Genomic DNA, 24816 nt, shown 5'->3' on the forward strand with positions numbered 1-24816 from the left:
GAGAGGGGAGACCTGCGCGAGACTCGTCCCGGAATTTGGTCGGACAGCGCGGGTAAAAGCTAATCCGACAGACTACCCCTTGAACTCCTTGTTCCAGAAGTCGTTGAACGCCGCCTGCTGCGCCTGCATCGTCGCGTAGTCGAGCGGGCGGAGCTTGGCCTGCTGGGCCTCCGTCAGGCTGATCTGCTTGGCCAGATCGTCGGGGAGCTTCGCGTCCTTGACCGTCGGCACGTAGCCCATCTTCCGGGCGAAGGCGACCTGGGCCTGCGGATCGAGCATGGCGTTCAGGTACTTGAAGGCGCCGTCCTTGGCCCGCGAGTTCTTCGGCACGCCGGCCTCGAACAGGATCGGCAGCGCGCCCTCCTCGGGGATCGCCATCTCGACCGGGATACCGGCCTGCTTCCACATGAAGCCGCGGGCGAGCCACATCATCGAGATCCACACCTCCTCGGACTTCAGCGCCGCGGCCAGGGTCTCGTTCGACGGGTAGACCTTGGGCTCGAGCTTCTTCAGGTCCATCAGGGCGGCCTTGCCCTTGGTGAAGTCGGTGGGCGTGCCGCCGGCCCCGATATTGGCGCCGGCCATGTTGAAGTTCCAGAGGATGTCCGACAGGCCGACCCGGCCCTTGTACTTCGGGTCGAAGATGTCGGCGTAGCGGGTCGGCGGGGTGGTGACCTTGCTCGGGTTGTAGAGCACGACAAGCGCCGAGTAGATGTGCGGGATCGAGTGCGGCTTCTTGAAGACGTCGATCACCTGCGACAGGCGCGGCACCTCAGCGGCCGGCACCGTCTCCAGCACGCCGAGCTGGCTCAGCATGTAGCTGTCGATGTCGTTGATGCAGGCGACGTCCATGCTGGCGCGGCGGCTGGTGCGCTCGGCGATCAGCTTGGTGCGGCGCGGGTCCTGGTTGGCGATGTCCTGGGACACCTCGATGCCCTGCGGCTTCATCAGCGGCACGTCGATGTTCTGCTGCAGCAGCGCACCGTAATCGCCGCCCCAGGTGCCGACGACGATCGACGAGGATTCGGCCCGGGCGGGAAGCGTGCCGTAGAGGCCGAGGGCGGCGCTGCCGGCCAACAGGGAGCGACGGGTGACGATCATCGGGCGGGGCCTTCTGCTGCGGGGATGACGCGGGCTGCATCCGCAGCCCAGGTGATGCGGACGGGATCGCCGGCGGCGAGGCGACGGCGGGGATCGTCGGGGAGCGGCGTCGACGTCACCGCGACGATCGCTTCGCCGGCCAGTTCCAGGTGATACTCGGTGCGGGCGCCGAGATAGGTCACGGCCCGGAGCCGCCCGGTGCCGGCGGGATCGGGGGCGACCTCGATCCGCTCGGGCCGGATCGCCAGCATGCCGGTGCGGGCGGTCGCGTCGGGCGTGCAGGGGAGCGCGGCACCGCTCGCGAGGCGGAACACGTCGGCCCCCTCGCGGGCGCCGTCGAGCAGGTTGCAGCGGCCGACGAAGCCGGCCACGAAGGTGTTGGCCGGGCGCTCGTAGAGGTCTTCGGCACTGCCGACCTGCAGCACCCGGCCGTGCTCCATCACCACCAGCCGGTCGGCCATGGCCAGCGCCTCGTCCTGGTCGTGGGTGACCATCAGGGTGGTCAGCCCGAGCCGCTTCTGCAATTCGCGGATCTCCAGGCCGACCTCGGAACGCAGCTTGGCGTCGAGGTTCGACAGGGGTTCGTCGAGGAGGAACACCGCCGGGCTCACCACCAGGGCGCGGGCGAGCGCCACACGCTGCTGCTGGCCGCCCGAGAGCTGGCGCGGCAGCCGGTCGGCCAGCGCATCGAGACGCACCAGCCGCAGCGCCTCGGCGATGCGCCGGTCGCGCTCCGCTTTGCCCACCTTCCGCATCTCGAGCCCGAAGCCGACGTTGTCGGCGACGCTCATGTGCGGGAACAGCGCGTAGGACTGGAACACCATGCCGGTGTCGCGGGCGTGGGGCGGCTGCCGCGTCACGTCGCGGCCGCCGATGACGATGCGGCCGGCAGTCGGCTCGATGAAGCCCGCGACCATGCGGAGCGTCGTGGTCTTGCCGCAGCCCGAGGGGCCGAGCAAAGCCACGAGCTCGCCCTGGCGGATGTCGAGGTCGACGCCGGCGACGGCGAGGGCCTCGCCGTAGCGCTTGGTGACGCCGTCGAGGAGGAGGGTGCCCATCAGACGATCCGCGACAGCTTCACGAACCGGTCGGTGACCAGCATCAGGATCGTCACCATCAGGATCTGCGCGGTCGCGACGGCGGCCAGGGTCGGGTCCATTCGGAATTCCAGGTAGCTCAGCATGGCGACGGGCAGCGTGGTGCGGCCCGGGCCGACGAGGAGCAGGTTCAGTTCGAGGTTCTCGAAGCTCGCCACGAAGGAGAACAGCGCCGCCGCCACGATGCCGGGCCGCAGCATCGGCAGCGTGATGCGGCGGAACACCGTGACCGGCCGGGCGCCGAGATTGGCCGCCGCCTCCTCCGCCGAGCGGTCGAGCCCGGCGAGGCTCGCGGTGACGAGGCGCACCGTCCAGGGAATCGTGATCAGCACGTTGGCGGCGACGAGGCCGCCGAGGGTCGCCTTGATGTCCATGTCGAGCCAGTCCTCGGCCCGCAGGTAGAACATGTAGAGGGCGGACCCCGCGACGATCGCCGGCACCGCGAGAGGGGCGAGCAGGAAGGTGTTGATGAGCCCGCGCCCCGGGATGTTCGCCCGCACCAGCGCGAGCGCCGCGGCGGTGCCGAGCGGCACGCCGATGGCGGTCGCCGCGAGCGCGATCTGGAGCGAGGTGAGGAAGCCGCGGGCGAAGTCGCGCTGCGCCCAGGCGTTGACGTACCAGCGCAGGGTGAGCCCGTCCGGCGGGAAGCCGACGATCTCCTGGTCGAAGAACGAGGTGACGATCACCATCACGATCGGCGCGAACACGATCGCGTAGGCGAGGATGACCACCGCCAGGAAGGCGAGGCGGCCGAGCCGGACCGACGGGCCGGGACCGGCCGCGGCGGCGGGAGACAGGGAGGCGGCGCTCATGCGGTCCATGGATCGAGGTCTAACGGCTGCAGGACAGCTGACCTATTTGTAAGACAGGTACCGGGCCTGCTGGCAAGACAGGTGCCGGGCTCTCGGCCGATCGAGCCGTTGGCAAGACGGATGCCAACGAGCCGGGTGCCGAGACGATGGATGCCGGGTACGCGCCCGCGTCCCCCGCCGCTCATGCCACCGCCTCGCGGAAGCGCGGGGCCGCGAAGGTGGCGTCCCCCGCCGGGCCGGCGATCAGCTGCGGCAGCACCGCCTTCCAGGCCTCGATCAGGTCGCGGAAATAGTCCGGGTCCGGGCGCAGCACGGTCTGCACCCCCATGCCGCGCATCAGGTTGACGGTGAGGTTGAGGATGATCCGGGCCTCCCGCGGCGGCCGGGCGTCGGAATCGCAGAACTCGACCCAGATCGTGTCGAGGGCGGCGTGGAAGCGCTGCACCACCGGGATCAGGCCGTCGCGCAACGCCGCGTCGGTGCGGGCCTCGTTGATCAGCTCCAGCGAGAGCTGGAAGAACCGGCCGGAGAAGAGCGGCCACAGGAACTCGACGAAATCGGCGAGCGGCAGCGCCCCCGCGCGCACGTCCCGCGACACCGAGCGGATCTCGGCGGTGCCGTCGTCGAGCAGGGTCTCGAGGGCGGCGCGCACCAGGTCGGCCCGGGTCGGGAAGTGGTGCAGCAGCGCCCCGCGCGAGACCTGCGCCCGCTCGGCGATCGCCTGCGTGGTGGCAGCGTGGTAGCCGACGGCATGGATCTCGTCGATCGTCGCGCGCACCACCCGCTCGCGGGTCGCGAGGCTGCGCGCCTGCGGCTGCCGTCCAGCCTGCGGCTGCCGTCCAGCCTGCGGCTGCCGTGCGGTCTGCGTCACCGATCCTCCCGCTCGCGAGCGCCTGATAAAAAAACAAGCTTGCCTGTTTTTTTCGCGCTGTCCAGTGTGCCGGGCAACGCCGCGCGCCCTCGTCCACGGGCCGCCTCGACCGAAGAAGGACCGCCCGCATGAGCGCCGACCTCGTCCTGTTCCGCAACGCCCGGATCCTCGACGGCACCCACGACACCGCGCTCGACGGGTACGACGTGCTGGTCGAGGGCGGCACGATCCGCGAGGTCTCGGACCGGCCGCTGACCGCGTCGTCGGCCCGGGTGATCGATCTGGCCGGGCGCACGCTGATGCCGGGCCTGATCGACTGCCACGTCCACGTCATCGCGACGATCCCCGACCTCGGCGCCAATGCCGAGCTGCCGGATTCGCTGGTGGCCCTGCGCACCGCCAGGATCATGCGCGGGATGCTGATGCGCGGCTTCACCACCGTGCGCGACCTCGGCGGCGCCGATCACGGGCTGGTCATGGCGGTGCGGGAAGGGCTGATCGACGGCCCGCGCCTCGTGATCTGCGGCAAGGCGCTGTCGCAGACCGGCGGCCACACCGACTATCGCGGCCGCTACCATTCCCGCGACGTGAGCCATTACGGCACCAAGCTCGGCGCGATGGGCCGGGTCTGCGACGGGGTCGACGCGGTGCGCCGGGTGGCGCGCGAGGAGATCAAGGCCGGCGCCGACTTCATCAAGATCATGGCCAATGGCGGCGTGTCCTCGCCGACCGACCCGATCGCGTTCCTGGGCTACTCCGTCGACGAGCTGCGGGCGATCGTCGAGGAGGCGACCAACGCGCAGACCTACGTCGCCGCCCACCTCTACACCGACGCGGCGATCCGCCGGGCGGTGGAGAACGGGGTGATCTCGGTCGAGCACGGCAACCTGGTGACGCCCGAGACCGCGCGGCTGATCCGCGACAAGGGCGCCTACGTGGTGCCGACCAACGTCACCTTCGACGCGCTCGCCAAGGAGGGCGCGTCCCTCGGCCTGCCGCCGGCCTCGGTCGCCAAGATCGAGGACGTGCGCGAGGCGGGGCTCTCCGCCCTCGAGACCCTGCGGGAGGCCGGCGTGATGATGGCCTACGGCACCGATCTCCTCGGCGAGATGCACCGCCACCAGTCGGAGGAGTTCGTGATCCGCGGCCGCTGCCTGCCGGCGATCGAGGTCATCCGCTCGGCCACGGTCAACGCCGCCAAGGTCGTGCGCCTGGAGGGCAAGGCGGGCGTGGTGGCGCCGGGCGCCTTCGCCGACCTGATCGTGGTCGACGGCGATCCGCTCGCCGACCTGTCGCTGCTGACCGGCCAGGGCCGCCACATGCGGGCGATCATGATCGACGGACGCTTCGTCAAGGACGAGCTGGCGGCCTGATCCGGCGCGTCGAGGATCGCGTTCTCTGACCGAGGTCGGTTCGACGGGAGTGGTCGGTCGATCCGGCGCGGATCCCGACAACACGCCATCCCGGGACCGCGCGGCGGAACCCGGGATGGCGGGTGAGGGTGTGAATCCAGCCTGCGAACTCAAACGGCCTCTGAGCAGGATCGTCGATCGGGCGCGATCTCGGATCGCCGGCACCCCTGGAGGAGGTGGACGAGTGAGTATTTAGGGCCGGTCTGGATTTCCGGCCGCTGAACGCACTCGGACGGCCCGCGCCCTCAGCAGCAGCCGGACTTGACGCTGCCGCAGGTATGGGCAGGGGGCGGGCAGGCCGGGGCCGGCGGCGGGCAGGGCGGGGGGCAGGCGGGCTTGCAGCAGCCGCCGGCGACGGAACCGAGGGACTTGGCGTCGAGCTTCTTCATGATGCCATTCTCTGTCTGACGGCAGATCTCGCGTGACTGCCGTAGTTAAAGAATGGTTGATGACCCAAGGTCTGTCCAGATCCGCTCAAATACTGTTACAATTAGAAAACAATGGAAACATGAGAACGGTATGCCCGGCAAAGACTTGATATGTTAGAGCTCGACATACGTAGGTATTCTTGGCCGGGCATCGCCGGCGCGTGCAGGTGGGCGGAGCCGGGTCCCGTCGTGTCGGCAGCTGCGGCGGAAGGCGGGATCAGGATCCCGCCCGCACCACCCGCGCCCCGGCCTCCTCGGCCTCCGCGCACTGCGCCTGCGTGGCGCCGGCATCCGTCACCAGGGTCCAGCGCCGCGGCAGCGGTGCCCAGGCCCCTTGCGTCGCGCGGCCGAGCTTGGACGAATCCATCAGCACCACCACCTCGGCGGCCTGCTCCATCATCAGCGACTTGAGCGAGACCTGCTCGATCGCCGCCTCGCACAACCCGCGGCCGGCGACGAACCCGTCGCCGCTCACCACCGCCTTGTCGGCGGTGAGCCGGCGCAAGGACGCCTCGGCCAGCGGACCCATGGTGCTCATGCTGCCCGGGCGCACCGCGCCGCCGAGCACCGTGAGCGCGAGGCCGGGCGCGCCGGCGAGCACGCCGACGAGCGGCAGGTTGTTGGTGATGATCGCGTGACGGCGCCCGGGACGCCCGGCCCCGCCGATCAGCCCGGCCCCGAAGGTCGCCACCGTCGAGCCGCCGTCGAGGACCAGGATGTCGTCGTCGGAGAGGAGGCCTATGGCGGCACGCGCGATCGCGGCCTTCTCGGGCCGGGCCTGCGCCTCGCGCTCCGGCAGGCTCGTCTCGGGCAGCGGGTGGGCGATCACCGCGCCGCCATAGGTGCGCCGGATCGTCTTCTCGCTCGCCAGCTGCTGCAGGTCGCGGCGGATCGTCGAGGCGGAGACGCCGAAGCGCTCCGCCAGTTCCTCGACCACCACCTCGCCGGCCTGCAGCGCCTCGAGCAGCAGCGGGTGGCGGTGCCGGCCGCGGGTCATGGATCTCAGACCGCCCGGCGCGGCGCGAGGTCCACCGCCTGGCGCAGGGCCTCGACCAGCGAGCCCTCGTCGGCGATGCCCTTGCCGGCGATGTCGAAGGCGGTGCCGTGATCGACCGAGGTGCGGATCACCGGCAGGCCGACGGTGATGTTCACCCCCGCCTCCAGCCCCAGCACCTTGATCGGGCCGTGGCCCTGGTCGTGGTACATCGCCACCACGATGTCGTAGTCGCCCCGTCCCGCCAGGAAGAACAGGGTGTCGGCGGGCAGCGGTCCCTCGACCCGCCATCCCTTCGCCCGGCAGGCCTCGACCGCCGGCGTGATCTTCTCCGCCTCCTCGCCGCGGCCGAACAGGCCGTTCTCGCCGGCATGCGGGTTGATCGCGCAGACGCCGATCCGCGGGTTCGCGATTCCCGCCTTGACCAGGGTGTCGTGGCCGCGCGCGATCACCCGCTCGACGAGGCCCGGCTCGATCCGCGCGATGGCGTCGATCAGCCCGATATGCGTCGTGACGTGGATCACCCGGAGCTTGGGCGAGACCAGCATCATCGAGACTTCCGGGGTGCCGGTGAGCTCGGCGAGGAGCTCGGTGTGGCCCGGATACTTGTGGCCGGCGGCGTGGAGCGCTTCCTTGCTCAAGGGCGCGGTGCAGATCGCGGCGGCCTGGCCGGCCTGGACGATCCTCACGGCGCGCTCGATGTAGCGGAACGCCCCCTCGCCGGAGACCGGCGAGACCTGCCCGAACGGGTGCCCGGGCGGAATCAGCCCGAGATCGACGCAGTCGACGGTGCCGGGCGCAGGGACCGCCTCGTCGGGCGAGGCGACCGCCCGGACCGCGAGGGTCGTGCCGACGATGCGGCCCGCCTCGCGCAGGCGCTCGGCATCGCCGATCACCACGGGCCGGCAGAGCGCCGCGATGTCCGCCCGGGCCAGCGCCTTCATGATGATCTCGGGCCCGATGCCGGAGGCATCGCCCATGGTGATCGCGACGGTCGGTCGGCTCATGTCGGAGACCCTTCGTGTCTGATGGCCCGGAGGTGGTGGACGGCGCGCAGGAGCGTATCCTCGGTGCCGAAGGCACCGGCCTTGGTGACGATCGGCACGGTGACGCGACCCCGCGTCAGGCCGAGCGCGACGCCGGCCTCGATCTCGTCGACCAGCGCCAGGCCGTCGACCCCGAAATGGGCGAGGAGCGCCGCCGCGGTCTCGCCGCCGGTCGCCACCAGCCCGCCGAGATGGCGGCCGGCCGGCGCCAGCAGCGCGCCGAGGGCCTCGGCGAGGCGGGGCCCGAGGCGCAGGTCCGGCGCGTCGCCCGTCTCGACCTCGACCAGCACGTCGTCGCCGACCGCGAGCCGCGCCGTCACGCGGTCGCACCATCGCACCCGCTCGGCCTCGCCGGCCGCGAGCAGCCACCCGGCCGCAACCGGGACGTGGCGCAGCCGCGCCTCGCCGGCGAGCTTTCGCGCCGCGGCGCGGGAGGCGGCCGCGAGGCTGCCCACCACCACGAGCGTGCCGCCGGGTCCGCTCGCGACGGTGGGGCGCGGCGCGGGCGGTGTCGTCTCCGCGGCCGCCAGGGCGTGCGCGAGGCCGGCGCTGCCGATCCAGACCAGGCTCTCGCGCAAGGGGCCCTGCGCGCCGAGGGCGAGGCCGGCCGCGGCGATGCGCGCGAGGTCGTCGTCCTCCTCGGCATCGAGCACCGCGACCGACGAGGTCCGGGCGGCCGCGGCGAGCGCCTCGCGCAGGGGCTCGGCCCCCCGCCGCACGGTCGCGAGATCGATCACCGTGCCGGTGAGCCCGGCCCCGGCCAGCATCGCGGGGAGCGCGCCGGTCGGGTAGGTGTGGTCGCGGCGCCAGAGCTCGGTGTCCTCCAGCGGCCCGCCCGCGACGAGGATCCGCCCATCCCGCGTCGTGCGCCCGGTCGCCGGGAAGGCCGGCGCCAGGATCCCGAAGCCTGCGCCGGTGCGCTCGCGCATCGCCGCGAGGGTGGCGGCGAGCTCCGCCGCCGGCTGGCCGCGCAGGGTCGAGTCGATCTTCTTGAACACCCCGACGCCCGGCCGGTGCAGCCGCCCGGCGAGGGCGGCGTGGCGCGCGGCCGCCGCCGCGGCGCCGAGCTGGCGGCTGTCGGCGTCGTGCGCGACGACGTCCTCCTCCGCCTCGCCGCCCGCCTCGCCCCATTGCACGAGGGCGGAGCGCCCGCGGCGCGCGAAGGCGATGGCGCAGTCGGCCGCCCCCGTCAGGTCGTCGGCGAGGATGAGCCAGCGGCGCGCCATGGCTCAGGCCCGCTCCGGCAGGGCGGCGGCCTCGTCCGGGACCGCGTCGGCCGCCGGGTCCTCCGGCTCGCCGAAATGCCGGGCGGTCCAGGCGGTGGCGAGCGGGGTCAGGATCGCGGTGACGACCACGGTCGCGGCGACCAGCACCGTCGCGGGCGCGGCGGCGTCGGCATAGGCCGGGTTGGCGGCGGCGATGATCGCCGGCACCGCGGCGGCGTTGCCGGCGGTCGAGCAGGCGGCGACGCCCGCCACCCCGGTGCCGCCGGTGAGCCGGTCGGCGAAGAACAGCGGGATGCCGGTGACGACCACCACCGCGACGCCGAGGCCGAGGCCGAGCAGCCCCGCCTGCCAGATCTTGGTGAGGTCGAGCCCGGTGCCGAGCGCGAAGGCGAAGAACGGGATCATCACCGGCACGGCGCGGCCGAGGAAGGCCCGCATCTCGCGGTCGAGGTTGCCGAGGATCATGCCCACCAGGAGCGGCAGGATGCTGCCGACCATCGTCTGCCAGGGAAACGCCGACAGGCCGGCGACGCCGAGCGTCAGCATGGTCAGGAACGGCCCGGATTCGAGGCACATGATCGTGTAGGCGCCGACGTCCCGCGGCCGGCCGTACTGGCCCATCAGCGCCATGTAGAGGCCGCCGTTGGTGTCGTTCATCGCGGCGACGATCGCCAGCGTCGAGAGGCCGGCGAACAGCCCGGCCCCCACCGGCGCCTCGCCGAGCAGGCGGCCGAAGATCACCCCGAGGATCATCGCGATGCCGACCTTCACGACGAGCAGCGTGCCGCCCTTCTTGACGATGTAGGGCGTGGCGCGGAAGTCGATGCTCGCCCCCATGCAGACGTAGAACACCGCCAGGATCGGCAGCGCCCCCGTGAACAGCGCCCCGGTGAACGACCCGAACACCTTCGGGGTCGCCGGGAACAGGGTGGCGATCACCGCGCCGACGAGCAGCGGCACCACCATCATCCCGCCCGGCACGCGCTCGATCGCGCGCTTGATCCGAATCTCGCCCATGCGTTCCTCCCTTTGCGTGGATCGCGCAATATGTGCGCGATCGAACGGTTGTTAGCGCCTGATGGGCGCGACGGAGGCGGAGAGTCAAGCCGGAACTCGAGTGATTTGCGCGAAATGCGCAGCGGAATGGTCTCAGAATGCCAGCTTCATTCCCCCGACGACGCTGCGCGGCGCGCCGGCGAAGATCGAGCCGGTGGTGGTCGCGAGCACGCCCGCACCGTTCTGCAGCCCGGTCACGGCGCTGATCGAGTTCGCCAGCGGCTGGGCCGAGGCGATGTACGTCGTGTCGAGCAGGTTGCGCACCTCGACGTAGAGGCTGAGGCGCTTGGCGTACCACCCGACCAGGTCGGTGTCGTAGTGGATGTTGGCGTTGAGGATCGTGTAGCCCGGGGCCTTGAGCAGGTTGGCGTTGTCGAGGAAGAAGCCGTCCTGGTAGACCGCCTCGACGAAGGCGCCGACGCCCTTGAACGGGCCCGACGGCTGGTCGTAGCCGATGCGGGCGAGGAGCTGGTGGGCCGGCACGCCGGGGATCAGCCGCCCGGCCCGGTCGAACCGCGCGGTGAGGCTGCCGGCGCTCAGCTGCTCGACGTAGCGGGTGTAGAACTGGTCGTTGAGGCCGTAGGCCGCGGTCGCCCGCCAGCCCGGTGAGAACGCCCATTCGGCGCCCGCCTCGATGCCGCGATGCTCCGAGGCCGGGGCGTTGAAGGTGTAGCTCAGGAGGCCCGCCCCCGGCGACTGGGTGACGAACTCGTTGCGGAAGAACTCGTAGAAGCCGGTGAGGCTCAGGCGCAGGTCGGGCAGGGGCGACCAGTCGACCCCGAGATCGACGCCGAGATTGGTCTGGGTGCGCAGGTCGGTGTTGTTGCCCGGCACGCCGGCGGGCGTGACGAACAGCGTGCTCGCCGCGGGCGTGGCGTAGCCGGTGGCGACGCGGCCGCGGAAGGCCCACGCCTCGTCGGGCCGGTAGACCAGGGCGAGTTCCGGCGCGACGTTGAGGAAGCTGCGGTCGATGTCGGCGAGCGCCGTCGTGACGCCGCTGGCCGAATAGGCGTAGGTGAAGGTGCGTCCCTTGAGCCAGGTGTTCTCGGCCGAGACGCCGACGACGCCGGTCCAGCGGTCCGACAGCGCGACCTCGGCGCGGGCCCGGCCGCCGAGATTCGACTGCACCGCCTCCTGGTTGCTCGTGAGCGCGCCGAGGCGGGGACCGCCGTAGGGCGCCCGGTTGTAGAGCGCGATGTGGCTGTCGATCGCGTTGTAGCCGAGCGCCACGTACCCGGTCGCCGGCAGGCCGAGCACCTCGCCGCGATGGGTGAGGTCGGTGAGGACGTTGTAGGACGGATAGCTGCCGCGCGAGGACGTGGTGTAGAACGGCTGGTCGAAGTTGCGCTCGTCGAAGCCGACCTGCATGCGCCAGGTGGTGTTTGCGTCGATGTCGTGCTCCCAGCGCCCGGCGACGATGGTGCGCCGGTCGTTGCGGCCGAAGGCGCCCTCGGAGGCGGTGACCGGCACCGTGGCGCCGAAGGCGCCGTTGCGGAACAGGTTGAAGGTGGTGCACCCCGCGGCGGCCGTGGCCGCGGCGGCGCAGCCGCGCTGGTAGGGATTGATCCGGTACTGCGCCAGGGACGAGCGCGCCGGGAGATCGACGTCGAGCGTGTTGTTGATGACCTTCAGGGTGAAGCGGTTGTCCGGGCCGGGGGTGTAGCTCGCCAGCAGGTTGACCGTCTGGGTGTCGGCGCCGGCATGGTCCTGGAAGCCGTCGAGGCGGAAGTCGCTGGCGAACAGGCTGACCTCGTAGGGACCGCTCGCCCCGCCGACGGTGAAGTAGTGGTTCAGGTAGCCGAAGCTGCCGGCATCGATGCCGACCTCGTACCCGTCGATCTCGCGGCCGGTGCGGGTGCGGAAGGCGAGCGCGCCGCCGGTGGCGTAGTTGCCGAAGAGCGGCGATTGCGGCCCGCGGAAGACGTCGATGCGCGAATAGGCGCGCGGGTCGGTGAGGTCGAACCGCGAGGCGCCATCGGGTTGCGTCAGCGGGAAGCCGTCCTCCAGCACCACCATGTTCTTGGTCACGCCGGTCGAGCGGGCGTTGTTGCCGCGGATCGACACCACCACGTCGCGCGGCCCGTTGCCCTGGCGCACGGTGACGCCCGGGCTGTTGACGAGCACCTGCCCGATGGTGGTCGCCGGGCGGTTCGCGATCGTGTCCCGGCGGTCGATCGCCGTGACGATCTCGCCGACCGGGCGCTCGATCACGCCCGGGGCCGAGCCCGGCGGGGCGGCGACGCCGAAGGCCGGGGCGAGGGAGGTTTGGCCGGGGGAGCCCGCGCCGGCGACCGAGATCTCGTCGAGGGCGATGGTCTCGGATGCGCCCTGCGCCGCGGCGGCGCCGGGAACGAGGGTCAGCAGCAGGGCGAGCGCGCGGGGTCGCACGCCGGAACCGGGGAGGCGCGGCATCGGGAAGGTCTCGTCGAGGAGGGGCGCGTCGGAAGGCGCCGACGCCGGAAGATGTTTCTAGATTTCCGCCCGGCCCGGTCCAATAAAGGTGAAGCGCATCTCCCCTTTCCCGAACGGAAGAGGGGATCCCGCGCTCGACTCTGTCGGATCGAATCGGGCGGGGGTCGAATCAGGCCGTCGCGGGGCGCCGGGGGCCGCGCCGCAGGCCGAGGAGGGCGGTGTCGAGCGCGATCATCGCCAGGATCGCCCCCCCGGTGAGGGGAAAGGCGACGCCCATCGCGACGACGAGGCCGGTGACGCCGGCGACCGCCCGACGGTCGTCCGGCCAGGCCGGCACGCCGAGGCGGCCCTTCGGCCGGCGCTTCCACCACATCATCGCGGCGGTGACCGCGAGCAGGATCGTGGCGAGGCAGAAGGCCAGCATCAGGAACTGGTTGATGCGACCGGCATACTCGCCCTTGTGCAGCCCGATCCCGTACTGGATCCCGCGCCCGACGACTCCGATATCGCCGAACCGCACGTCGACGAGCGGCCGGCCGGTATACTGGTCGAGGGAGATCATCCGCTGGCGGGTGACGTCGCGCGGATAGGCGGCGGCGGCGTAGACGCCGGTCGGCCCCTCCGGCAGCGCCAGCTCGTAGCCCGCCGGCATGCCGAGCCCGGTCAGGATCTCGGCCGCCCGGTCGATGCCGATCGGCACCCCGTCCCGCGCCGTCGAGCGCGGCAGCGGTGCGGTCTCCAGGGTCCAGCCGGTGGTGTCGAGCACCTCGCCCATCGGCACCCGCGAGACCGGCACCCCGGCCCACAGTTCGGTCGGCAGGCCGAGCCCGGCCCGGTTCGAGATCGCCCGGAGCTGGTCGCCCCAGACGATCGACCACGGCAGGCCGGTGGCGGCGAGGAAGAACAGGCCGGCCCCGGCGACGAAGCCCGTGACCGCGTGCAGGTCGCGCCACCAGATCCGCCTGGCCGGGTTGCCCCGCACCGAGACGACGCCGCCCGTCTGCCGGCGCGGCCACCACAGGTAGATCCCGCTGATGACCAGGATCAGCGTGAAGCCGGCCACGACCTCGACGAGCCCGTTCGCGACCGGCCCGAAGAACGACAGGCTGTGCAGCCGGCGCACCACCCGCATCGCCTCCTCCTCGCGCCCGACGCGGTCGAGGACGGCGCCGTCGTAGGGGTCGAGGTAGACCAGCGTCTTGCCCGTGGGCCCCGCCATGGTGACGACGCCTGAGCGGTCGGGCGCCTCCGGGCTGGCATAGGTCGTCGGCCGGGCATCCGGCACGGCGTCGGCGGCGATGAAGACCAGCCGCTCCGGCGACAGGGGCGGGCCCGCCCGCTCCGCGACGACGGTGCGGTACGAGAAGACGCTACGGTCGATCTCGTCCTTGAACAGGTAGAGCGAGCCGGTGACCGAGAGCAGGATCAGGAACGGCAGGCACAGGAGGCCGGCATAGAAGTGCCAGCGCCACACCGCGCGATGGAGGGCGTCGCGCAGGGGCGCGCTCCCGGCGGCGGGAGCGGAGGAGGGGGCGGGCATGGAAGAGAATCCGGAAAGCGGCTGATCGATGACGGCAACGGATCGATCAGGCCTGCGGCGGACCTCGCGGGCTGGTGTTGGTGTCGGGCGGCGCCCGGGCCGGGCTCTCGTCGGCGGCGGGCGGGAAGCGGTCGGCCGGGCTCGGATCGTCCCAGGACAGGCGGGTGAAGGCGAGGAGCGCCGGGGCGACGACGGGCAGGTGATGGGCCGCGACGCAGCAGGGCAGGACGCAATGCGCCCCCGTCCCCGACGGATCGCCCGCCTGGTCGGCGGAATGGCAGATCACCGGTCCGGGCGCGGCGTTCGCCGGCAGGGGGGCCAGGGCGCCGAGCAGCACCTGCAGGCACAGGGCGTAGAGCGCGACCACCGCGATGGTCGCGCGTCCGATCGACCCTGTCGGCGGAACCCTGCGCATGGCTTTGGGTAGGCCGGGCGGGCCGGGGGCGTCAATGTCGAAGGAGAGCGATACCGCGCAATTCTCGCGGCGGGCGGCCGCACGCGGATGGTCGCGGCACCGGGTCCCCTGTACAATTGGAACCGGCGCGACAGCTAAATCGCGCGAGCGAAGGACCGGATCGCTCCCTCGAAGCGTGAGACCGTCGAATGACCGCCGTCGCCTTCGATACCCTCCGCTTCGTCCGGACCCTGCGCGACAAGGCCAAGATGTCGCCGGAGCAGGCCGAAGGGCTGGCCGAAGCGGTCGCCGAAGCGATCCAGGGGGACCTGGCCACCAAATCCGACATCAAGACCCTCAAGTCGGACATCGAGACCCTGAAGATCACGACGAGATCGGATCTGCGCGAGGCCGAGTTGCGCCTGGAAGCCAAGATCGAGGCCACGAAATCCGAGATCATCAAGTGGATGATCGGCTCGATCGGGTTCCAGGCGGTCGTCATCGTCGGCGCGATCGTGGCGCGGTCGCGCGTCACGCACTGACGTGCGGCGCCGTCAGTAACCCCGCGCCACGTCCACCGCCGCCGGGATCCGGCCCGAGGCGCGGTAGGCCCGGACGTTGCCGGCGACGACCGACGCGGCGCTCGCCGGGGTGGTCGGGCCGGAGATGTGCGGCAGCACGGTCACGCCGGGATGGCGCCAGAGGGCCGAATCCGCCGGCAGCGGCTCGACCTCGAACACGTCCAGCACCGCGTGCGAGAGCCGGCCGGCATCGAGGGCGGCGAGCAGCGCGTCGATGTCGACGATCGGCCCGCGGCCGAAATTGATCAGGCCCGCTCCCGGCTTCATCCCGGCGATCCGCCCGGCATCGAGGAGGCCGCGGGTCTCGCCAGTGAGCGGCAGCAGGCAGACGGCGATGTCGCTCGCCGCGAGCAGGTCTCCGAGGCCGGCGGGGCCGAAATATCCCGTCACCCCCGGCGGCACGGCCTTCCGCGAGCGGCTCCAGGCCGCGACCCGGAAGCCCGCCTGGACCAGCCGATCCGCCGCCGCGCTCCCGAGCGCGCCGAGGCCGAGGAGCCCCACCGTCACCGCGGCGGGCGGGCGATAGGCGAGCTGGCGCCAGGTCGCCGCCTCCTGCTGGCGGCGATAGGCCGGCATGTCGCGCTGGAGATAGAAGGTCCAGGCCAGCACCGCCTCGGCCATGGTCCGGGCGAGCTCGGGGTCGATCAGGCGCACGATCGGCACGCCGTTGCCCCCGAGGTCGCGCACCAGCCGCTCGACCCCGGCCCACAGGCTCTGGATCCAGGCGAGGTTCGGCAGCAGGGCCACCTCGGCCGGATCGGGGTTGGCGACGATCGCGAGGCAGATGTCTGCCCGCTCCGCCTCGCCCAAGGTCCGGAACGGCCGGATGGTCTCCCCGGGGAGGGAGGCGGCGAGGGCGGCCAGGAACTCGGCCTCCTCGTCGGCGTCGAGCTGGCCCAGGAAGGCGATCGGTTCGGGCATCGGTCCCTCCCTCAGCGGCCGAGCACGCGGGCGAGGCGCGCCACCGCCTCCCGGGCGAGGCCCGGGCTGATGGCGAAGCACAGGCGGATGAAGCCCTCGCCCTCGGGCCCGAAGGCGGTGCCCGGGGCGACGCCGACCTTCGCCTCCTCGAGGAGCCGGAAGGCGATCTCCAGGCTGGTCGCGTCGGGGCGCGGGGTCCCGGGGCCGGCGACCCGGGCCATCAGGTAGAAGGCGCCCTCCGGCACCGACACGGTGATGCCGGGCAGGCGCGACAGGCCCTCGACCAGGATCTCGCGGCTCTCGGCGCAGCGGGCGACCATCTGGCGGATGAAGCCGTCGCCCTCCTCCAGTGCCGTCACGGCGGCGTGCTGGATGAAGGTCGGGATCGAGGTGGTGTTGTACTGGCCGAGCTTGGCGAAGGTGGATGCCAGCCCCCGCGGGGCGACCAGCCAGCCGGCGCGCCAGCCGGTCATCGCCCAGTTCTTCGAGAAGGTGTTGGTGACGATCAGCCGGTCGTCCTCGGTGCAGATCTGCAGGAAGGACGGCGCGATGGCGTTGCCGTAGGTGAAGTGGGCGTAGACCTCGTCGGACAGGATCCACAATCCCCGCGCCCGGGCGAGGTCGCGCAAGGCCTTCATCTCGTCGAGCGGCATGGTCCAGCCGGTCGGGTTCGAGGGCGAGTTCACCACGATCACGCGGGTGCGCGGGGTGAGCGCCGCCTCGATGTCGGCGAGCGGCAGGGCGAAGCGCCCGTCTCCCTGCACCCGGTAAGGCACCGTCACCGGCACGCCGCCGGTGATGCGCACGGCCTCCGCCAGGTTCGGCCAGGCCGGGGAGGGGATGACGATCTCGTCGCCGGGTTCGAGCAGGGCCTGCGCCGCCTGCATGATGGCGTTCATGCCGCCGGCGGTGACGGCGAAGCGCTCGGGCGGGATCGTCACGCCCCAGTGCCGGGCGTGGTAGGCGCTCAAGGCCTCGCGCAGGCGCGGCACCCCGAGCGAGGTGGCGTAGCGGGTATGCCCGGCCAGCATCGCCCGGTGGGCCGCCTCGACGATGAAGGGCGGGGTCGGCAGGTCGCCCTCGCCGATCCACAGCTTGACCACCTCGGGGTCGTCCCGGCCGCGATCGGCGACGAGGCCGATCTGGCTCGTGCCGATCCCCAGCATCCGCGGCGAGAGCGTGGCGGCGAGGTCCGGCGGCGTGGTGGTCTCCGCATGGGTCATCGGTGGCTCGTGCCCTCGTGGTGATGCCCGGCCTCGGGCAAGCGTGTCGGGATCCCTCCATAGCACCGGCGGCGCGGCGCGCGAGCCGCGCTCCACGCATACGTGGCGGTGGAGCGAGCGGCCCGGGCGAGCGTGGCCGGTGGATTCCGGCCGGCTCGCCGCTACAACGGTTTCAAGAACGAACAGTGGGAGGACGCGGACCATGACGGTCAATCGCAGGACGGCCCTGGCGGGTGTCTCCGCCCTCGGTGCCGCCGCCCTGGCGGCGGGGGCGGCGCAGGCGCAGGGCGCCGCGACGACGCAGGAGGCCGCCAAGACCCAGGACGGATCCAGGACCTACGTGCTCGTCCACGGCGCCTATGGCGGCGGCTGGATCTGGCGCGACGTCGCGGCGGCCCTGCGTGGCCGCGGGCACCGGGTCTTCACGCCGACGCAGACCGGGCTCGGCGAGCGCGCCCATCTGCTGTCGCGCCAGATCACGGTCGACACCCATATCGAGGACGTGGCGAGCGTGATCGCGTTCGAGGACCTGCGCGACGTGATCCTCGTCGGGCATTCCTACGGCGGGATGGCGGTGACCGGGGTCGCGGACCGCATGACCGACCGGATCCGCCGCATCGTCTATCTCGACGCGCTGATCCCCGAGAACGGCGACACCGCCTTCACCATCCTGCCGGCCGGCATGGCGGAGGCCCGGCGCAAGGTGGCGCTCGACCAGGGGGCGGGCGTCGCCCTGCCGGTGCCCGGCCCGGAGGGGTTCCCGATCCCGGCGGGGCCGGCCAAGGACTGGTTCATGCAGCGCCTGCGGCCGCACCCGATCGGCACCTACGAGAGCCCGGTGCGGCTCTCGAAGCCCGCCGGCGCCGGCCTGCCGGTCACCTACGTCGCCTATACCGCCCCGGCGCTCACCTCGATCGAGCCGAGCCGGCAGCGCGCGCGGTCCAAGGCCGGCTGGGAGTACCGCGAGCTGGCGGTGCCGCACGACGTCGAGGTGCCCAATCCCGAGAAGGTGGTCGAGGTGCTGGCGGGCGTCGGGTAGGCCGGCATTCGATCCGGGGGCGGGGACTGCACGCGGTAGGGCCCGCCCGCTTGTCGGCATGGGATGGACAGGACCGCGCCTCAGCGAATCCCCGACGGCTCCTCCGACAGGGACGGCACCGGCGGCGCCGCGAAGGTCCAGACCCGGTGGCCGAGGAAGTTCCAGAACACCACGACGCCGGTCGCCAGCCCCTGGGCGGCGAGGTAGGGCAGGCTGAAGCCGCGGGTCAGCCCCGCCATGATGAGCCATGTCAGCCCGAAGCCGATCGCCGCCACGATGCCGAAGCGCCAGGTCGCCTCGGCGTGGGGCCGGTCGCTGGCATAGGTCAGGCGCCGGTTGAGCCCGTAGGACACCACCGCCCCGGCGAGGTAGCCGGCGAGCGCCGCCGGCACCGGATCGGCCCGGCCGGTCTCGACCAGGCCGGCGAGCAGGGCGTAGTGGACCGCGAGCGCCGCGAGGCTGACCCCGACATAGGCCACGAATTGCCGCGCGAGCGCCGCCAGCGCCGCGGCGTTCCAGATCGTCGAAATCGGTTCGCGCACCACGGACGACACACTCGATCAGGCCCGGCGGGACACGCCGCCGGCACCTGTCTAGCCTGCCGCACTGAACCGAAGATGACCCGAAAGCGGCGGAGCCCGGCTCATCCCTGCAGGCGAGCCGCCACCTTTCGGCTGAGCCAGCGCGGCATCAGGCGGGCGCCGAGCACCGCCGCCCGGTTGGCCGCCCCGGGGATCACCACCGCCCGCCCGGCGAGGTAGCCGTCGACCGCGGCCTTCGCCACCGCGTCCGGCCGCATCACGTTGCCGGTGAAGCGCTTGGTGCCGCCGATATCGGCCCGCGCCGAGAATTCCGTCGCGGTGGCGCCGGGGCAGAGGGCCGTGACCGTCACGCCGTAGGGCCGCGCCTCCTCGTAGAGGGCTTCCGAGAGCGAGAGCAGGTAGGCCTTGGTGGCGTAGTAGGCGGCCATGTTGGGCCCGGGCAGGTAGCCCACCACCGAGGCGACGTTGAGGATGCCGCCGCGCCTGTTCGCGATCAGCCCCGGCAGCACCAGGCGGCTCAGGGCCGTCGGCGCGGCGACGTTCACCGCCACCATCTCGGCCTGGTCCCGCGCCGGCAGGTCACTGAACCGGCCGCGCAGGCCGAAGCCGGCATTGTTGACGAGGGTGTGGAGAACGATCCCCCGTGCCGCGACCGCCGCCAGCAGGGCCTCGGGCCCGTCCGGCCGCGCCAGATCCGCCGGCACCACCAGCGTCGGCACCGGCAATTCCGCGGCCAGGGCCTCCAGCCGCTCCGCCCGCCGGGCGCTCAAGGCCAGCGGCCGCCCCCGGGCCGCGAAGGCCCGGGCGATCTCCGCGCCGATTCCGCTCGACGCGCCGGTGACCAGCGTCCAGCGCGCATCTCCCCCCTGGTCCATCGCCTCGGCCACACCCTTCCCCTGATCTGTTCGCCTATGCTAAGGGCGCCCAACGCAATCCCCGCCGCTTCCGCCCGTTCCGCTTCCGCCACGACACGCCCCGCCGGGCCCGAGGCCGGAAACGAGGAACGCGGCAGCGCGCCGCACGAGTCTGAAGCGTCCGATGCCCAAGCGCACCGATCTCTCCTCCATCCTCATCATCGGCGCGGGCCCGATCGTCATCGGCCAGGCATGCGAGTTCGACTATTCCGGGACGCAGGCCTGCAAGGCCCTGCGCGAGGAAGGCTACCGGATCATCCTGGTCAACTCGAATCCGGCGACGATCATGACCGATCCGGATCTCGCCGACGCGACCTACGTCGAGCCGATCACCCCGGAGATCGTCGCCCGCATCATCGAGAAGGAGCGGCCCGACGCCCTCCTGCCGACCATGGGCGGCCAGACCGCGCTGAACTGCGCCCTCTCGCTCAAGCGCATGGGCGTGCTGGAGAAGTTCGGCGTGCAGATGATCGGCGCCACCGCCGAGGCGATCGACAAGGCCGAGGATCGCAGCCTCTTCCGCGATGCGATGACCAAGATCGGCCTCGAGACGCCGAAATCGGCGCTCGCCAACGCCTCGGCCGCCAAGAAGGCCGACCGCGAGAAGTACCTCGCCGAGGTGGCTCGCATCGAGGCGGCCGAGGGCGACGAGGCATCCCGCAAGGCGGCGCTCGCCGCCTTCGAGAAGAAGTGGGCGTCGGCCGAGAACGACCGGCGCAAGCGCTACGGCGAGCACGCGCTCGGCCAGGCGCTCGTCGCGCTCGCCGAGGTCGGCCTGCCGGCGATCATCCGGCCGTCCTTCACCATGGGCGGCACCGGCGGCGGCATCGCCTACAACCGCGAGGAGTTCCTCGACATCGTCGAGCGCGGCATCGACGCCTCGCCGACCAACGAAGTCCTGATCGAGGAATCGGTGCTGGGCTGGAAGGAGTACGAGATGGAGGTCGTCCGCGATCGTGCGGATAACTGCATCATCGTCTGCTCGATCGAGAACGTCGACCCGATGGGGGTGCATACGGGCGACTCGATCACCGTCGCCCCGGCGCTGACGCTGACCGACAAGGAATACCAGCGCATGCGCGACGCCTCGCTCGCCGTGCTGCGCGAGATCGGCGTCGAGACCGGCGGCTCGAACGTGCAGTTCGCCGTTGACCCGGCCACCGGCCGGATGATCGTGATCGAGATGAACCCGCGGGTCTCGCGCTCCTCGGCGCTCGCCTCGAAGGCGACCGGCTTCCCGATCGCCAAGGTCGCGGCGAAGCTCGCCGTCGGCTACACCCTCGACGAGATCGCCAACGACATCACGGGTGGGGCGACCCCGGCCTCGTTCGAGCCGACGATCGACTACGTCGTCACCAAGATCCCGCGCTTCGCCTTCGAGAAGTTCCCGGGCGCCGAGCCGACCCTGACCACCGCCATGAAGTCGGTCGGCGAGGCGATGGCGATCGGGCGGACCTTCGCCGAATCGCTCCAGAAGGCCTTGCGCTCGCTGGAGACGGGGCTCACCGGCCTCGACGACATCGAGATCGAGGGCCTCGGCAAGGGCGACGACCGCAACGCCATCAAGGCGGCGATCGGCACCCCGACCCCGGACCGCCTCCTCAAGGTGGCGCAGGCCCTGCGGCTGGGCGTCAGCCACGAGGAGGTCCACGCCTCCTGCAAGATCGACCCGTGGTTCCTGGAACAGCTCCAGGGCATCATCGACCTCGAGACCAAGGTGAAGCGCTTCGGCCTGCCGAAGACCGCGGGCGCCTTCCGCCAGCTCAAGGCGGCGGGCTTCTCGGATGCGCGCCTGTCGGTGCTGGCCGGGATCGAGGAAGGGGCGGTGCGCGCCGCCCGCCGGGCGCTCCAGGTGCGGCCGGTCTTCAAGCGGATCGACACCTGCGCGGCCGAGTTCAAGTCGCCGACCGCCTACATGTACTCGACCTACGTGGCGCCCTTCGCCGGGTCCGTCGCCGACGAGGCCCAGCCCTCGGAGGCGAAGAAGGTCATCATCCTCGGCGGCGGCCCGAACCGGATCGGCCAGGGTATCGAGTTCGACTATTGCTGCTGCCACGCCTGCTTCGCGCTCACCGACGCGGGCTACGAGACCATCATGGTCAACTGCAACCCGGAGACGGTGTCGACCGACTACGACACCTCGGACCGGCTCTACTTCGAGCCGCTGACCGCCGAGGACGTGCTGGAGATCATCGAGACCGAGCGCCAGGCCGGCACGCTGCACGGCGTGATCGTGCAGTTCGGCGGCCAGACCCCCTTGAAGCTGGCGCGCGCCCTCGAGGAGGCCGGCGTGCCGATCCTCGGCACCTCGCCGGACGCGATCGACCTCGCCGAGGACCGCGACCGCTTCAAGCGCCTGCTCGACAAGCTGCACCTCAAGCAGCCGAAGAACGGCATCGCCTACTCGGTCGAGCAGAGCCGGCTGATCGCCGCCGATCTCGGCCTGCCCTTCGTGGTGCGCCCCTCCTACGTGCTCGGCGGGCGCGCGATGGCGATCATCCGCGACGAGACCCAGTTCGCCGACTACCTGCTCGACACCCTGCCGAGCCTGATCCCGTCGGACGTCAAGGCGCGCTACCCGAACGACAAGACCGGCCAGATCAACACGGTGCTGGGCAAGAACCCGCTCCTGTTCGACCGCTACCTGTCGGACGCGATCGAGGTCGACGTCGACGCGGTGTCCGACGGCAAGGAGGTGTTCATCGCCGGCATCATGGAGCACATCGAGGAGGCGGGCATCCACTCGGGCGATTCCGCCTGCTCGCTGCCGCCGCGCTCGCTGTCGCCGGAGACCATCGCCGAGCTGGAGCGCCAGACCCGCGGACTGGCGCTGGCGCTGGAAGTCGGCGGCCTGATGAACGTGCAGTACGCGATCAAGGACGGCGACATCTACGTGCTCGAGGTCAACCCCCGGGCCTCGCGCACCGTGCCGTTCGTCGCCAAGGTGATCGGCGAGCCGATCGCCAAGATCGCCGCCCGGGTGATGGCCGGCGAGCCCCTCGCCACCTTCGGCCTCAAGCCCAAGACTTTGCCGCACATCGCCGTCAAGGAAGCGGTGTTCCCCTTCGCCCGCTTCCCCGGGGTCGACGTGCTGCTCGGGCCGGAGATGCGCTCGACCGGCGAGGTGATCGGCCTCGACCGCGGCTTCGGCGTCGCCTTCGCCAAGAGCCAGCTCGGCTCGGGAACCCAGGTGCCGAAGGCCGGCACGGTCTTCGTCTCGGTGCGCGACGACGACAAGGCCCGCATCCTGCCGGCGATCGCGCTCCTCGCCGAGCTCGGCTTCACGGTGCTCGCCACCGCCGGCACGCAGCGCTACCTCGTCGAGAACGGCGTCGCCTGCACCCGCATCAACAAGGTGCTGGAGGGAAGGCCGCACGTCGTCGACGCGATCAAGAACGGCGACATCCACCTGGTGTTCAACACCACCGAGGGCGCGGGCGCGCTATCCGACTCCCGGTCGCTGCGCCGGGCCGCCCTCTTGCATAAAGTGCCGTACTACACCACTCTCGCGGGAGCGATGGCGGCTGCCGAGGGAATCAAGGCCTATCTCGGGGGTGATCTCGAGGTCCGGGCCCTGCAGGAATATTTCGCGGCTTAAGTCGTAAAGCCGCGGACGCGCCCTATTTCATCCCCTCGCGCCCGCGCGAGACAATCGGAAACAGGCCCGGTCGGGAGGCTCACCTCTCGCCGGGCCGATTATTTGTGACGCGAGACGACGACGATGGACAAGGTTCCGATCACGGTACGGGGATTCGCGGCTCTCGAGGCGGAGCTGAAGCGCCGCCAGCAGGAGGAGCGTCCGCGGATCATCCAGGCGATCGCGGAGGCCCGCGCGCTCGGCGACCTGTCGGAGAATGCCGAGTACCACGCCGCCAAGGAGGCCCAGTCCCACAACGAAGGCCGGGTGCTGGAGCTGGAGAGCCTGATCTCCCGCGCCGAGGTCATCGACGTCGCGAAGCTCTCGGGCAACAAGATCAAGTTCGGCGCCACCGTCAAGCTGATCGACGAGGATACCGAGGAAGAGAAGACCTACCAGATCGTCGGCGAGCCCGAGGCCGACGTGCATGCCGGCCGGGTCTCGATCACCTCGCCGATCGCCCGCGCGCTGATCGGCAAGGGCGTCGGCGATACCGTCGAGGTCGTCACCCCGGGCGGCGGCAAGTCCTACGAGATCGTCGGCATCCAGTACGGCGCCTGACGCGCCGTCGATCGTCCGGCGCCTGACGCGCCGCTTGCCGTCCGGCCTCCGCGCCAAGCGTTGCCGGAACGGCCTCGCGGGGCTATCTCGTCCGCCACGAGGTGGCCCCGTCGGGCGCCGTGGAGACGACGCCGATGCTGCGCTGGAGCCAGTCCCTGATCGCGGCCGCCCTGCTGGCGGTCGCCGCGCCGGCTCTCGCGCAGGACGCGACCCTGCCGCCGGCGACGCGGTTTTCCGGCATCCAGGTCGATGTCCGCCCGCTGCTGGCCCGGGGCCTCGGCCCCTATGCCGAGACCGTGCGCGCCGAGTTGCAGGCGGCGCTGGCCAGATCCTTCGCCGACCGGGTCGGCGGCCCCGGCCCGGTGCTCGTCGTGCGGGTCACGGGCGTCTCGCTCAACCCCTATGCCGGGAGCGAGACCCGTCTCGGCGGCGGCAACGCCACCAACACCGACTACCTCGAAGGCGAGGCCCTGGTGGTCGACCGCGTCGGCACCGTGCTGCTGCGCCACCCCCAACTCTCGGCCACCAATGCCAGCTCCGGCGGCGCCTGGTACGACCCGGCCTCGGAGCAGCGGCGGGTGACGTATATCGCCGGGCATTACGCGCAGTGGCTGCGGCGGGGGCTGGGGTTGGAGTGACACTCGTGCCCGATCGGCCTGTGCGCCCTCCGGCGGAACGCGCTATCCAGGCCTGACCCCGTCCAGCCGCGCGACGGTCGCCGGCCCGGAGGTCGCCTCGCGCAGCGCCGGCCAATCGTCGGGTGGGTGGCCCGTGTCGAGCATCCCCTTGAACACGCGGTAGGCATCCGTCTCCGAGCCGTAAGCTCGCAACGTATCCCGGTCGTTCATCCAGGCGAAAATAACGATCCTCGCCCTGCTGTCGTGGCGGAAGAACAGGCGGAACCGGCCGTTGCCGAACCTGGCTCGGAACCAGTCACGGTCCACGACACCGCGACCTCGGCCCGACCATAGGGGCGGACGATCCTCGTGAGTCTCCCCCTTTCCCGGAC

23 protein-coding genes are annotated in these 24816 nt (G+C 71.6%); 6 read left to right on the plus strand and 17 right to left on the minus strand.

All coding sequences use genetic code 11. The annotated features are described in order from the left end of the window. Nucleotides 1-72: 72 nt before the first annotated feature. The 4 genes from A5481_RS04880 to A5481_RS04895 form a co-directional block, all read right to left on the minus strand. The gene (locus A5481_RS04880) at nucleotides 73-1101 is read right to left on the minus strand and encodes an extracellular solute-binding protein (RefSeq protein WP_245239172.1); all 1029 of its coding nucleotides are present in this window, start codon (nucleotides 1099-1101) and stop codon (nucleotides 73-75) included. Then, the gene (locus A5481_RS04885; RefSeq protein WP_048436953.1) at nucleotides 1098-2159 is read right to left on the minus strand and encodes an ABC transporter ATP-binding protein; all 1062 of its coding nucleotides are present in this window, start codon (nucleotides 2157-2159) and stop codon (nucleotides 1098-1100) included. The genes A5481_RS04880 and A5481_RS04885 overlap by 4 nt, the downstream gene beginning before the upstream one ends. Beyond that, the gene (locus A5481_RS04890) at nucleotides 2159-3010 is read right to left on the minus strand and encodes an ABC transporter permease (protein ID WP_048436960.1); all 852 of its coding nucleotides are present in this window, start codon (nucleotides 3008-3010) and stop codon (nucleotides 2159-2161) included. The genes A5481_RS04885 and A5481_RS04890 overlap by 1 nt, the downstream gene beginning before the upstream one ends. Before the next feature lie 181 nt (nucleotides 3011-3191). Further along, nucleotides 3192-3881: a TetR/AcrR family transcriptional regulator gene (locus tag A5481_RS04895; RefSeq protein ID WP_064503802.1), complete on the minus strand. Its 690-nt coding sequence runs from the start codon at nucleotides 3879-3881 to the stop codon at nucleotides 3192-3194. A 128-nt stretch (nucleotides 3882-4009) separates the two neighbouring features. Between A5481_RS04895 and A5481_RS04900 the strand changes: the two genes are divergently transcribed. Further along, on the plus strand, nucleotides 4010-5254 hold the full coding sequence (locus tag A5481_RS04900) for a metal-dependent hydrolase family protein (protein WP_064503803.1): 1245 nt from the start codon (nucleotides 4010-4012) through the stop codon (nucleotides 5252-5254). Nucleotides 5255-5538: 284 nt separating this feature from the next. On the opposite strand, the gene A5481_RS34565 is transcribed toward A5481_RS04900, so the two are convergent. From A5481_RS34565 to A5481_RS04935, 8 genes are all read right to left on the minus strand, one after another. Next, a complete protein-coding gene (locus A5481_RS34565; protein ID WP_167450821.1) occupies nucleotides 5539-5682 on the minus strand; it encodes a hypothetical protein in 144 nt (47 codons plus the stop codon). 256 nt (nucleotides 5683-5938) lie between these two features. After that, nucleotides 5939-6718, minus strand: coding sequence for a DeoR/GlpR family DNA-binding transcription regulator (locus tag A5481_RS04905; RefSeq protein ID WP_048437571.1), 780 nt, complete (start codon nucleotides 6716-6718; stop codon nucleotides 5939-5941). A gap of 5 nt (nucleotides 6719-6723) precedes the next feature. Next, complete coding sequence (gene pdxA / locus A5481_RS04910) at nucleotides 6724-7722, minus strand: 4-hydroxythreonine-4-phosphate dehydrogenase PdxA (RefSeq protein ID WP_048437570.1); 999 nt, start codon at nucleotides 7720-7722, stop codon at nucleotides 6724-6726. Beyond that, nucleotides 7719-8987 carry a four-carbon acid sugar kinase family protein gene (locus A5481_RS04915; RefSeq protein ID WP_048437569.1) on the minus strand — a complete coding sequence of 423 codons (1269 nt, stop codon included), beginning with the start codon at nucleotides 8985-8987 and terminating at the stop codon, nucleotides 7719-7721. The genes pdxA and A5481_RS04915 overlap by 4 nt, the downstream gene beginning before the upstream one ends. A 3-nt stretch (nucleotides 8988-8990) precedes the next feature. Continuing rightward, nucleotides 8991-10004, minus strand: coding sequence for a 2-keto-3-deoxygluconate permease (locus A5481_RS04920; protein WP_064503804.1), 1014 nt, complete (start codon nucleotides 10002-10004; stop codon nucleotides 8991-8993). A 132-nt stretch (nucleotides 10005-10136) separates the two neighbouring features. Further along, nucleotides 10137-12455 (minus strand): TonB-dependent receptor family protein, encoded by a 2319-nt coding sequence (locus tag A5481_RS04925; RefSeq protein ID WP_048434059.1) that lies wholly within the window; start codon nucleotides 12453-12455, stop codon nucleotides 10137-10139. 169 nt (nucleotides 12456-12624) lie between these two features. Continuing rightward, complete coding sequence (locus A5481_RS04930; protein ID WP_048434058.1) at nucleotides 12625-13995, minus strand: PepSY-associated TM helix domain-containing protein; 1371 nt, start codon at nucleotides 13993-13995, stop codon at nucleotides 12625-12627. Nucleotides 13996-14041: 46 nt separating this feature from the next. Next, on the minus strand, nucleotides 14042-14410 hold the full coding sequence (locus A5481_RS04935) for a hypothetical protein (RefSeq protein ID WP_048434057.1): 369 nt from the start codon (nucleotides 14408-14410) through the stop codon (nucleotides 14042-14044). Nucleotides 14411-14598: 188 nt separating this feature from the next. On the opposite strand from A5481_RS04935, the gene A5481_RS04940 reads away from it, so the two are divergent. Beyond that, entirely contained in the window at nucleotides 14599-14931 is a 333-nt protein-coding gene (locus tag A5481_RS04940) for a CCDC90 family protein (RefSeq protein WP_048434056.1), read from the plus strand. A 12-nt stretch (nucleotides 14932-14943) separates the two neighbouring features. Here the strand turns inward: A5481_RS04940 and A5481_RS04945 are convergent, their stop codons facing one another. Beyond that, nucleotides 14944-15891: a 2-hydroxyacid dehydrogenase gene (locus A5481_RS04945; RefSeq protein ID WP_048434055.1), complete on the minus strand. Its 948-nt coding sequence runs from the start codon at nucleotides 15889-15891 to the stop codon at nucleotides 14944-14946. A gap of 11 nt (nucleotides 15892-15902) precedes the next feature. Further along, nucleotides 15903-17114, minus strand: a complete 1212-nt coding sequence (locus A5481_RS04950; RefSeq protein WP_048434054.1) for a pyridoxal phosphate-dependent aminotransferase — start codon at nucleotides 17112-17114, stop codon at nucleotides 15903-15905. Nucleotides 17115-17316: 202 nt separating this feature from the next. Here A5481_RS04950 and A5481_RS04955 point away from each other — a divergent pair, with 202 nt between their 5' ends. Beyond that, nucleotides 17317-18153 carry an alpha/beta hydrolase gene (locus A5481_RS04955; RefSeq protein WP_082173127.1) on the plus strand — a complete coding sequence of 279 codons (837 nt, stop codon included), beginning with the start codon at nucleotides 17317-17319 and terminating at the stop codon, nucleotides 18151-18153. An 80-nt stretch (nucleotides 18154-18233) separates the two neighbouring features. Here A5481_RS04955 and A5481_RS04960 read toward each other — a convergent pair whose 3' ends face one another. After that, nucleotides 18234-18695 carry a GtrA family protein gene (locus A5481_RS04960; RefSeq protein WP_245238833.1) on the minus strand — a complete coding sequence of 154 codons (462 nt, stop codon included), beginning with the start codon at nucleotides 18693-18695 and terminating at the stop codon, nucleotides 18234-18236. Nucleotides 18696-18796: 101 nt separating this feature from the next. Continuing rightward, nucleotides 18797-19570, minus strand: a complete 774-nt coding sequence (locus tag A5481_RS04965; RefSeq protein ID WP_048434063.1) for an SDR family NAD(P)-dependent oxidoreductase — start codon at nucleotides 19568-19570, stop codon at nucleotides 18797-18799. A 163-nt stretch (nucleotides 19571-19733) separates the two neighbouring features. On the opposite strand from A5481_RS04965, the gene carB reads away from it, so the two are divergent. The 3 genes from carB (at nucleotide 19734) to A5481_RS04980 (ending at nucleotide 24445) form a co-directional block, all read left to right on the plus strand. Next, entirely contained in the window at nucleotides 19734-23207 is a 3474-nt protein-coding gene (carB, locus tag A5481_RS04970) for a carbamoyl-phosphate synthase large subunit (RefSeq protein WP_048434053.1), read from the plus strand. Between the two features lie 123 nt (nucleotides 23208-23330). Then, nucleotides 23331-23807 (plus strand): transcription elongation factor GreA, encoded by a 477-nt coding sequence (greA, locus tag A5481_RS04975; protein ID WP_048434052.1) that lies wholly within the window; start codon nucleotides 23331-23333, stop codon nucleotides 23805-23807. A gap of 134 nt (nucleotides 23808-23941) precedes the next feature. Beyond that, nucleotides 23942-24445, plus strand: a complete 504-nt coding sequence (locus A5481_RS04980; protein WP_048434051.1) for a hypothetical protein — start codon at nucleotides 23942-23944, stop codon at nucleotides 24443-24445. Between the two features lie 42 nt (nucleotides 24446-24487). Here the strand turns inward: A5481_RS04980 and A5481_RS04985 are convergent. Further along, a partial coding sequence (locus tag A5481_RS04985; RefSeq protein WP_197514142.1) for a type II toxin-antitoxin system YhaV family toxin occupies nucleotides 24488-24816 on the minus strand: 329 nt, incomplete at its 5' end.

The organism is Methylobacterium platani, assembly GCF_001653715.1.
In the GTDB taxonomy this organism is placed as follows: domain Bacteria; phylum Pseudomonadota; class Alphaproteobacteria; order Rhizobiales; family Beijerinckiaceae; genus Methylobacterium; species Methylobacterium platani.

Excerpts from the sequence above, each read along its gene's own strand:
- A5481_RS04880 (WP_245239172.1), bottom strand. The coding sequence starts at position 1,101 with ATGATCGTCACCCGTCGCTCCCTGTTGGCCGGCAGCGCCGCCCTCGGC.
- A5481_RS04885 (WP_048436953.1), bottom strand. The coding sequence starts at position 2,159 with ATGGGCACCCTCCTCCTCGACGGCGTCACCAAGCGCTACGGCGAGGCC.
- A5481_RS04890 (WP_048436960.1), bottom strand. The coding sequence starts at position 3,010 with ATGAGCGCCGCCTCCCTGTCTCCCGCCGCCGCGGCCGGTCCCGGCCCG.
- A5481_RS04900 (WP_064503803.1), top strand. The coding sequence starts at position 4,010 with ATGAGCGCCGACCTCGTCCTGTTCCGCAACGCCCGGATCCTCGACGGC.
- A5481_RS34565 (WP_167450821.1), bottom strand. The coding sequence starts at position 5,682 with ATGAAGAAGCTCGACGCCAAGTCCCTCGGTTCCGTCGCCGGCGGCTGC.
- A5481_RS04905 (WP_048437571.1), bottom strand. The coding sequence starts at position 6,718 with ATGACCCGCGGCCGGCACCGCCACCCGCTGCTGCTCGAGGCGCTGCAG.
- pdxA (WP_048437570.1), bottom strand. The coding sequence starts at position 7,722 with ATGAGCCGACCGACCGTCGCGATCACCATGGGCGATGCCTCCGGCATC.
- A5481_RS04915 (WP_048437569.1), bottom strand. The coding sequence starts at position 8,987 with ATGGCGCGCCGCTGGCTCATCCTCGCCGACGACCTGACGGGGGCGGCC.
- A5481_RS04920 (WP_064503804.1), bottom strand. The coding sequence starts at position 10,004 with ATGGGCGAGATTCGGATCAAGCGCGCGATCGAGCGCGTGCCGGGCGGG.
- A5481_RS04925 (WP_048434059.1), bottom strand. The coding sequence starts at position 12,455 with ATGCCGCGCCTCCCCGGTTCCGGCGTGCGACCCCGCGCGCTCGCCCTG.
- A5481_RS04930 (WP_048434058.1), bottom strand. The coding sequence starts at position 13,995 with ATGCCCGCCCCCTCCTCCGCTCCCGCCGCCGGGAGCGCGCCCCTGCGC.
- A5481_RS04935 (WP_048434057.1), bottom strand. The coding sequence starts at position 14,410 with ATGCGCAGGGTTCCGCCGACAGGGTCGATCGGACGCGCGACCATCGCG.
- A5481_RS04940 (WP_048434056.1), top strand. The coding sequence starts at position 14,599 with ATGACCGCCGTCGCCTTCGATACCCTCCGCTTCGTCCGGACCCTGCGC.
- A5481_RS04945 (WP_048434055.1), bottom strand. The coding sequence starts at position 15,891 with ATGCCCGAACCGATCGCCTTCCTGGGCCAGCTCGACGCCGACGAGGAG.
- A5481_RS04950 (WP_048434054.1), bottom strand. The coding sequence starts at position 17,114 with ATGACCCATGCGGAGACCACCACGCCGCCGGACCTCGCCGCCACGCTC.
- A5481_RS04955 (WP_082173127.1), top strand. The coding sequence starts at position 17,317 with ATGACGGTCAATCGCAGGACGGCCCTGGCGGGTGTCTCCGCCCTCGGT.
- A5481_RS04965 (WP_048434063.1), bottom strand. The coding sequence starts at position 19,570 with ATGGACCAGGGGGGAGATGCGCGCTGGACGCTGGTCACCGGCGCGTCG.
- carB (WP_048434053.1), top strand. The coding sequence starts at position 19,734 with ATGCCCAAGCGCACCGATCTCTCCTCCATCCTCATCATCGGCGCGGGC.
- greA (WP_048434052.1), top strand. The coding sequence starts at position 23,331 with ATGGACAAGGTTCCGATCACGGTACGGGGATTCGCGGCTCTCGAGGCG.
- A5481_RS04980 (WP_048434051.1), top strand. The coding sequence starts at position 23,942 with ATGCTGCGCTGGAGCCAGTCCCTGATCGCGGCCGCCCTGCTGGCGGTC.